This is a genomic window from Robinsoniella sp. KNHs210 (genome assembly GCF_000686105.1).
Taxonomy (GTDB): domain Bacteria; phylum Bacillota; class Clostridia; order Lachnospirales; family Lachnospiraceae; genus Robinsoniella; species Robinsoniella peoriensis.
This window is the reverse complement of the sequence record NZ_JMLZ01000003.1, coordinates 1-6,631: the sequence shown is the minus strand read 5'-3', so window position 1 is coordinate 6,631 and position 6,631 is coordinate 1. Positions and strand designations below refer to the sequence as shown.

14 protein-coding genes and 1 pseudogene are annotated in these 6,631 nt (G+C 38.1%); 3 read left to right on the top strand and 12 right to left on the bottom strand.

Features of this window, described 5'->3' with window-relative positions; genetic code table 11:
- Together CD03_RS35555 and CD03_RS0131695 are read left to right on the top strand one after the other, a co-directional pair.
- The coding region (locus CD03_RS35555; protein ID WP_242849197.1) for an N-terminal phage integrase SAM-like domain-containing protein at nt 1–207 on the top strand (207 nt) is incomplete at its 5' end.
- 166 nt (nt 208–373) lie between these two features.
- Nucleotides 374–1,129, top strand: coding sequence for a site-specific integrase (locus CD03_RS0131695; protein ID WP_156043096.1), 756 nt, complete (start codon nt 374–376; stop codon nt 1,127–1,129).
- Nucleotides 1,130–1,409: 280 nt separating this feature from the next.
- Here the strand turns inward: CD03_RS0131695 and CD03_RS0131690 are convergent, their stop codons facing one another.
- From CD03_RS0131690 to CD03_RS0131675, 4 genes are all read right to left on the bottom strand, one after another.
- Nucleotides 1,410–1,640, bottom strand: coding sequence for a hypothetical protein (locus tag CD03_RS0131690; protein WP_027293011.1), 231 nt, complete (start codon nt 1,638–1,640; stop codon nt 1,410–1,412).
- Nucleotides 1,641–1,755: 115 nt separating this feature from the next.
- Nucleotides 1,756–1,956: a hypothetical protein gene (locus tag CD03_RS0131685; protein WP_027293010.1), complete on the bottom strand. Its 201-nt coding sequence runs from the start codon at nt 1,954–1,956 to the stop codon at nt 1,756–1,758.
- A 52-nt stretch (nt 1,957–2,008) separates the two neighbouring features.
- A complete protein-coding gene (locus CD03_RS0131680) occupies nt 2,009–2,218 on the bottom strand; it encodes a hypothetical protein (protein ID WP_027293009.1) in 210 nt (69 codons plus the stop codon).
- Nucleotides 2,219–2,279: 61 nt separating this feature from the next.
- Nucleotides 2,280–2,537, bottom strand: coding sequence for a hypothetical protein (locus CD03_RS0131675; protein ID WP_027293008.1), 258 nt, complete (start codon nt 2,535–2,537; stop codon nt 2,280–2,282).
- A 584-nt stretch (nt 2,538–3,121) separates the two neighbouring features.
- On the opposite strand from CD03_RS0131675, the pseudogene CD03_RS40290 reads away from it, so the two are divergent.
- Nucleotides 3,122–3,217, top strand: a pseudogene (locus CD03_RS40290) (hypothetical protein); the annotation flags it as partial.
- Nucleotides 3,218–3,295: 78 nt separating this feature from the next.
- Here the strand turns inward: CD03_RS40290 and CD03_RS0131665 are convergent.
- From CD03_RS0131665 to CD03_RS35550, 8 genes are all read right to left on the bottom strand, one after another.
- The gene (locus CD03_RS0131665) at nt 3,296–4,060 is read right to left on the bottom strand and encodes a hypothetical protein (protein ID WP_027297043.1); all 765 of its coding nucleotides are present in this window, start codon (nt 4,058–4,060) and stop codon (nt 3,296–3,298) included.
- 421 nt (nt 4,061–4,481) lie between these two features.
- Nucleotides 4,482–4,667 (bottom strand): Gp37-like protein, encoded by a 186-nt coding sequence (locus tag CD03_RS0131660; RefSeq protein ID WP_027297042.1) that lies wholly within the window; start codon nt 4,665–4,667, stop codon nt 4,482–4,484.
- A gap of 326 nt (nt 4,668–4,993) precedes the next feature.
- Nucleotides 4,994–5,155, bottom strand: a complete 162-nt coding sequence (locus tag CD03_RS38175) for a hypothetical protein (RefSeq protein ID WP_156043095.1) — start codon at nt 5,153–5,155, stop codon at nt 4,994–4,996.
- Nucleotides 5,156–5,174: 19 nt separating this feature from the next.
- Nucleotides 5,175–5,279: a Gp37-like protein gene (locus CD03_RS40285; protein ID WP_442969754.1), complete on the bottom strand. Its 105-nt coding sequence runs from the start codon at nt 5,277–5,279 to the stop codon at nt 5,175–5,177.
- Nucleotides 5,280–5,350: 71 nt separating this feature from the next.
- A complete protein-coding gene (locus tag CD03_RS37580; RefSeq protein ID WP_027297041.1) occupies nt 5,351–5,788 on the bottom strand; it encodes a phage tail domain-containing protein in 438 nt (145 codons plus the stop codon).
- 178 nt (nt 5,789–5,966) lie between these two features.
- On the bottom strand, nt 5,967–6,131 hold the full coding sequence (locus tag CD03_RS38170; protein WP_156043094.1) for a hypothetical protein: 165 nt from the start codon (nt 6,129–6,131) through the stop codon (nt 5,967–5,969).
- Between the two features lies 1 nt (nt 6,132).
- Nucleotides 6,133–6,327 (bottom strand): hypothetical protein, encoded by a 195-nt coding sequence (locus CD03_RS0131630; RefSeq protein ID WP_156043093.1) that lies wholly within the window; start codon nt 6,325–6,327, stop codon nt 6,133–6,135.
- 52 nt (nt 6,328–6,379) lie between these two features.
- Nucleotides 6,380–6,631, bottom strand: a 252-nt coding sequence (locus tag CD03_RS35550; RefSeq protein ID WP_044290636.1) for a hypothetical protein, incomplete at its 5' end; no start/stop codon positions are given.

The following is a 6,631-nucleotide window of genomic DNA, read 5'->3' as shown; positions in this document are numbered from 1 at the left end:
GCAAATATTATGACGGTGAAAAAATTACATTTAAAGACTTTTCCGAAAAGTGGTGGGAAGACTATGCAAAACAAAAAATTAGAGCTGACTACACAGGAAGTTTATGAGGATCGTTTAAAACGTCATATCCTCCCTGCTATCGGTCATCTTAAAATGGCAAAGATTACACCTATGACATTACAGACCTTTTATAATAAGCTGTTTTAAAGACGGTAGTAGATCCGACGGAAAACCCGGCGGCTTGAGCCTGGGAAGTGTACAAAAAATAAACACTGTAATAAGTTCTGTATTAAGTACTGCCGTAAGATGGGGTGTTATAGACTCCAATCCCTGCCGCAAAGTTACCGTGTCGCAGCCGGCGCAAGATAAAGTAGTGGACAACAAAGTTAAACACTTCAATGCGGAACAGGCTGAACGCTTCTTACAGGCGCTTGAAATGTCCTATACGAGTGTTTATAAGGCACACGGTAGAATCGATGATACAGGGCGAAAATACAACGTTAAGGACTATATGCAGAGCCATCAAATGTCCATGTCATTAAAAGTATTCTTTCAAATGGCATTGTTCGGCGGCTTCCGGCGCGGGGAATTAATAGCCCTTACCTGGGATGATATAGATTTTTCTAAAAACACTATTCACGTTCCAACCTCTTCCGCCATGGTAAAAGGGAAGATGATTACAAAAAAGCCAAAAACGAAAGACTCGGAAAGGGATGTGGTATTACCACTTCCGGTTATGGAATCCTTAAAGAAATGGAGAGCACAACAAAATATGCTAATTATTAAGATGGGGGAAATTTGGAACCGAGACGGGAATTTTGTATTTACAAGGTGGGACGGCAGGCAGATGAACCCCAGTACTCCTACACACGCATTTAAAAGCGTTGTGAGAAAGTACAATCTGACTGTGGATGATGAACATAAGCTTCCGGACATAAACCTGCACTGTCTGCGGCACACCACCGCTACACTGCTGATTAGTAAGAAAACCGACATAAGCACAGTATCCGCACTGTTAGGACATAAGCGCAAAAGTACCACAATGGATATTTACACACATGCTCTAAAAGAATCAAACTCTGTTGCATCGGATACCTTAGAAGATCTTTTATTAAAAAAATCCATGTAGTAGTCAAACAGTAGTCAAATAAAAAAATCACCCTGGTGTGGATGATCTTAAACATCAAAAAAGCCCGTATTTACGGGCAAAACAAAAGCGCGAGACGGGACTCGAACCCGCGGCCTCGACCTTGGCAAAGTGATTACATGCATTCAATAAAATATAATATCGTATAATAAAATGCGCTAACACCTGATTTTATAGGGTTAGCGCATTCTTCAAATTCAATAAAATATAGTATTATTTAATAAAATATAATAAGTTTAGTAGTCAAATAGTAGTCAATTTACTACCGGATACAATTAACCTTAACTATCGTATCCATTATGTTCTCATCTGATTCCACAACATCAAAATCTATTATATATTCCACTTCTTCCACTGAATCCCATATTGCAATGGCTCCGGATTCTAATAATTCTTCACCGTCTCCATTTCCGTTCCAGATCTGACCAAAATAGTATTGTCCCCCAACTTTGATTTCTTCTTCCGATCCTCTAATATAACTAAGTGTATTCATAAAAACTCCCTTCTCCCGATCGTATCGGGGATAAAATATATTTATTGTAATAATATCAGTTTTTTTGACTGATATCAAGTTTATATGTTCCCGGTATTTCCCGACCGGGTGCGGGTTATATTTCCACCGAATTGTATAACTCTTTTTCTGACAGTTCTCTTATATTTTCCAGTCTTTCAAAAAATGCCGTACCCATATGTGCAATATCTGCATGATATAGCCACACATTCCACCCAACCATCCCTTTTGTAATTTGAAATTTCCCGTCACACGCGGAATATCCAAATGGTTCCCTTTTCAATTTTACCATTTTCATCCTGCTTTCTCCCGGTATTTCTCTACTGGGGCGGGTGATCTATTTATTTAAATTATTGGTCTACCTTTACATCGTCAAAATCTTTTTCTACAACTTCTATTTTACATGTGTCTGGATTTGCTACTGCCCGCAAAATCATTTGCATTTCGTCACTCAATTGTGACCACGGCTGAACAAACATCTGCCCGTTGTTGCAACTGGCATATACAAGTTTTGTTCCTGTTTTCTGATCTGTTGCGAATGCTATTTTTGTAGTGTGCATACTTTCCTTCTTTCTCCCGGATTTCCGCCGGGACGGGTTATTATTTAATAGTTATCATTAATTATCTATTTTTAAACCGTTCTACTATCCTATCAAGAATATTTTTTTGTTCATCTGCATACCGATTAAATGCGACTCTAATGGAATTGTTTTCGATATTTTCCATATCTTTGTATGCTTCCATAAGCATTTCATAAATAGATAGAAATATGGCTCGATCATCGCAATCGCAATCCCTCCATTTTTTGTAATATTCTCCATAACCATTTTTTAAAACTTTGCTCTTTAGTCCATACGCTTCCTTGCTTGTCATTTTCATAATTCCTTCTTTCTCCCGCCGATCCCCGACGGGACGGGTTATTAATTAGAGTTACTTCACTGATCATCTTTTTTTCATTTTCAGAATGGCTACAATGACAACAATGCTGAATATAATTTCTACTACATCAAATATAATTTCTACATTTTTCATATTAGACATTGACAATGTGACAATAAAAGCTATCATATTCTTAAAGGATTGGGGCTTTCGCCCCATCCCCCTTAATTCAGTAGTTTGTCGATCAAGTCGATTACTGCACGAATTAAGTTTAGTATTGCAGTGGTGAGAATGATGTTTGCAAGACTTCTTCATCACTGCTTTTCTTTTTATTATCCATTGCTTTCCCTCCTCTCTCTTGGTGATATAAACATTGTAATCACTATTTTCGTTATTTGTCAATACGTTTTTCGTATTTTATTACTATTTTCGTAAATATTTTTTCGAAAATCGTATTGACTTTAAACGTTTATCGTTATACAATGAATATGTATTTAATTTTAAGAAAGGGTGTGATCTTATGGCAATCAAGCTTCATCTAAAAAGAGAAATCGCATTGAAAGAAATGACGCAAAAAGAAACTTTCTGAAATAACGGGAATACGTCTCCCGACGCTTTCCGCTATGTGTACCAATACCGCAAAGCATTTACCAATAGATGTACTGGACCAAAATTTGTAATGTATTACATTGCACCCCCGCGATATAATTGAACATAATACCGGATGACAACGAAAATAGCCCTCATGGGGCTATTTTTTATGTCGGTTGTGATCCTATTTTTGATCTGATCGCAAAGAAAGTTACCGGATTAATGGAAGTATTCAGTATTTTATTTTTAAGTTTGAGTACATACGTCGTATTCGATTCGGGACCGTTCGCAATTATTGTATAATCAATCCATTGACTTACAAGTAATCCATTTATGAATACAAATACTAAATCACCCTCATTATAAATGTCTGTTATATCATCAGTTTCTAAAGGTTCTGAACGGTTCCACGTCTTTGTTGACCATCCTATATATGTGTCAATCTTAAGTTCATCTGTCAAAGTTGCAAACCAGCTATCAAAAGCCGTTTTTTGCTGTCTTTTCCAATCATTCAATTCGTTTAGAAATTGAGCATATGCCGTTTGGTACTGTAAAAACAATTGTGATGTATCCACTTGTTTGATCAATCCGGTAACAAACCCGCATATAGAAGTATTTACCCTGGTATCCTCGATTTGTGCCTGGGTAATTGCTGTCACACCTTTACCAATATACACATATGCCAAAATGTACTCTTCAACGAACTGCGTTCGCTCTGCCGTCGGTTTCGTTGGTGTACTGGCGGCTGTTCCTTTCTTTATAGTAATTGTTCCTGTTCTTTGGCTCTGGTTACTGTCCATCTTTGCCACTATTGCGTCATACCTGTTTAATACCAGATCTGCCGCATCCAGTGTAAGTACTAAAGTACTGTCATTTTGCAACCACCTGCCATTGCTGTCAGCAAGCTTTCCGGATGCAACCTGTACTTTCATCCCGGAATTGACTTTTACCTGTAATCCGCGCCTACGCTCTCATAAACACCACCACTAACCAGTCCCGTCAGATAATCATTTATTTGCTCTGCATTATATCTGCGGTCACCATTAACGCTGTTAAAAAATCGCTTGTTATTGCCATTTATCCCACCTCCAATGTGCTGAACGTTGGTATTATAGATTTACCGTTTTTCGTCTTCACTTTCTATTATTTCCAGTATACGGGGACTTGCTTCTATCCCGTATTTCATTGATTACCTGCACGATGTCACCCAGGTAATAATCTTTTGTTAAGTTCATAACTTATTCTTGGTTTCTGTACTGCCGTCAACGACTGTACAGATTTACTCTCTTCCAGACTTTTATTTCCCGGTCTTCCAACATTTTTTAGGTATTCTTCCTCGGTATACTCCCGTTGTTACTGCTTACGTCCGGGCATCCACAACTTCTCATAACGGTCAAGTCCTGCGGCAGTCCCTACCACCGTTTTTTTTCGTTCAAGTCCTTCACCTTCCCCGGCTACCAGTGCAACATTTTTGAAATCCTGCTTTAAAAATTTGTATTCTGTATTTAACAGGTTTTCGTAATCCGAACTGAAAACCACGTATGATTTTTTTCCTGATTATTGATCTGTTTTCCCCAACATACAGTTCAAACGGAACGTTTTATTTATTGATATAGATGTCAAAACCAATCCCGTATTGCTTGCACATTTCCGCAATGACTTCACACAGATTATCACCCGTGACCTGCATATTCTATCGTATCTTCCAGACCTAATAAACCGCGCCATTTCGAGGTTTTTTTATCTTCCGCTCTTGCAATTATAGGGCTTACGCATTTTCCTTTATCATGCGGCCGTATACACAGTTCTACTCGCCCTGTCAAATTGGTCTGCTGCCATATAATCCCGTGCGGGACAAATATTTTTTAAACTCTGCCAGATACCGTGAGATAGATTACCGTTTTTCCACATCTGTAATTTAATTTTTCATGATCATTCATTTTATATATGGTGTCGTTTCCCGACACGGTAATATCGGATGACCTGCACAGGTAATTATCTTCTTTTAGCAGTGATATTAAATCCATAGATACAGGAAGATATAATTCAAAAATCCCCAGTATCGAAAAAGCGGGTAGTCCATATAACACTCTGGTAATTATCTATTAATCCGATAGTATCCAGATCCTTATTAAATACATATATTTTCATGCGCTACACTCCTTCGAATTTATCCGTATGCAGGATCTTTAATTGTAAAAAATTCCAGTCCGCTTTCACATTCATATGTGAAAACATTGTCTCCACTCTGTACATGTATCCAGTGACTTGTTTTGTCCAGGGCATTGACTATATTTTGAGTTAATCCCGTCCCGCTGTAAAACTACCGATTTTTCGCCCGATATAGTGTTTATCCGGATTAAATCCGCGGTCTGCATCGTGACTTTAAGTTTCAATGTTTCCCGGGTTGTGAGGTTGTAAATTACCGGATTGATAACGGTACCCTGTGAGAACAATTCAATGACCACTCCCGTTTCGGCATCCCCCTGGTTGATAATATTTTCTTTTGCAAGAATGGTCATTCTGCTAAACTCAATCCCCGGTTTTTCTATAGCAAACGGAAATTCAAACAATGATTCTGTACTGGAAAATTCTTTTACCAGTTCATCTATGCTTTTGAAATACGGCTGCGGGCATAGGATACTAATTTGTGCCTGCACCCCTGCTCAAACGGGTCACAGTTCAGATCTTCTGTGTATCCTCAATACACACATTCCGCATGGAGTTTTTAAAGTAATTTTTGACCGGATGTTTCATTTTGAAATGTTTATATAGTTCTATCCTCCCCCCTGCTGACATCTCCATTAAGTGCGACGGTGATAACCAGATTTCTTTCGTTCACCCGGGAACTATTAAATTTAGTACCGTCTGCGGTGGATATTGTGGAGGTATTGATTGTGGCATTGGGGGATCAAGACCGTCTATTTTTAAAACGCTGTATGTGGGATTATGGGTTAATTCCAAAACCTCGTTATACATTATTTCTGCTTTTAAAGTAAACATCTTATACCCCCCTTGCAAAATTTAATTGGTTTCTTGTCTGTCTGTAAATATCTAATCTGTTTAAAGATTTAGGACTGTTATTGGTCTGGTAGAAATTATAAGTAACCTGCTGCACTCCGCTTTTTCCACTTGCCACTTTTGAACTTAATGCCTGTTTTCTTACGCTGTCCGCAATCGTATTTTTAAAGTTTGCCATGCTCCCCTTAAATCCGTTAAGATATCCGACTCCGGAAAATACTCCCAATTCCTCAAAAAACCCGTGATGGTGAATGAATTTTTAAAGATTTTTTGAACTGTTTTACAATGTTGTTCGCAATCTTTTTGACCTGTTTATCTGCCTTTTTCGCCTGTTTCGTCATACCATTCATAAATCCGTCAATTGCATTTTTTCCCGCATTCTGTAAATCTTTGCTCACATTTGCAAATGCCTTGTTTACTTTATCGGTATATTCTGCCTTTATTTCTGCCATCTTCTCCGCATAAAAGGCTTTAGAAATCTG

Excerpts from the sequence above, each read along its gene's own strand:
- CD03_RS38175 (WP_156043095.1), bottom strand. The coding sequence starts at position 5,155 with ATGGATTTAATATCACTGCTAAAAGAAGATAATTACCTGTGCAGGTCA.
- CD03_RS0131680 (WP_027293009.1), bottom strand. The coding sequence starts at position 2,218 with ATGCACACTACAAAAATAGCATTCGCAACAGATCAGAAAACAGGAACA.
- CD03_RS0131675 (WP_027293008.1), bottom strand. The coding sequence starts at position 2,537 with ATGAAAATGACAAGCAAGGAAGCGTATGGACTAAAGAGCAAAGTTTTA.
- CD03_RS0131690 (WP_027293011.1), bottom strand. The coding sequence starts at position 1,640 with ATGAATACACTTAGTTATATTAGAGGATCGGAAGAAGAAATCAAAGTT.
- CD03_RS0131665 (WP_027297043.1), bottom strand. The coding sequence starts at position 4,060 with ATGAAAGTACAGGTTGCATCCGGAAAGCTTGCTGACAGCAATGGCAGG.
- CD03_RS40285 (WP_442969754.1), bottom strand. The coding sequence starts at position 5,279 with ATGAAAATATATGTATTTAATAAGGATCTGGATACTATCGGATTAATA.
- CD03_RS0131685 (WP_027293010.1), bottom strand. The coding sequence starts at position 1,956 with ATGAAAATGGTAAAATTGAAAAGGGAACCATTTGGATATTCCGCGTGT.
- CD03_RS0131630 (WP_156043093.1), bottom strand. The coding sequence starts at position 6,327 with ATGGCAAACTTTAAAAATACGATTGCGGACAGCGTAAGAAAACAGGCA.
- CD03_RS38170 (WP_156043094.1), bottom strand. The coding sequence starts at position 6,131 with ATGTTTACTTTAAAAGCAGAAATAATGTATAACGAGGTTTTGGAATTA.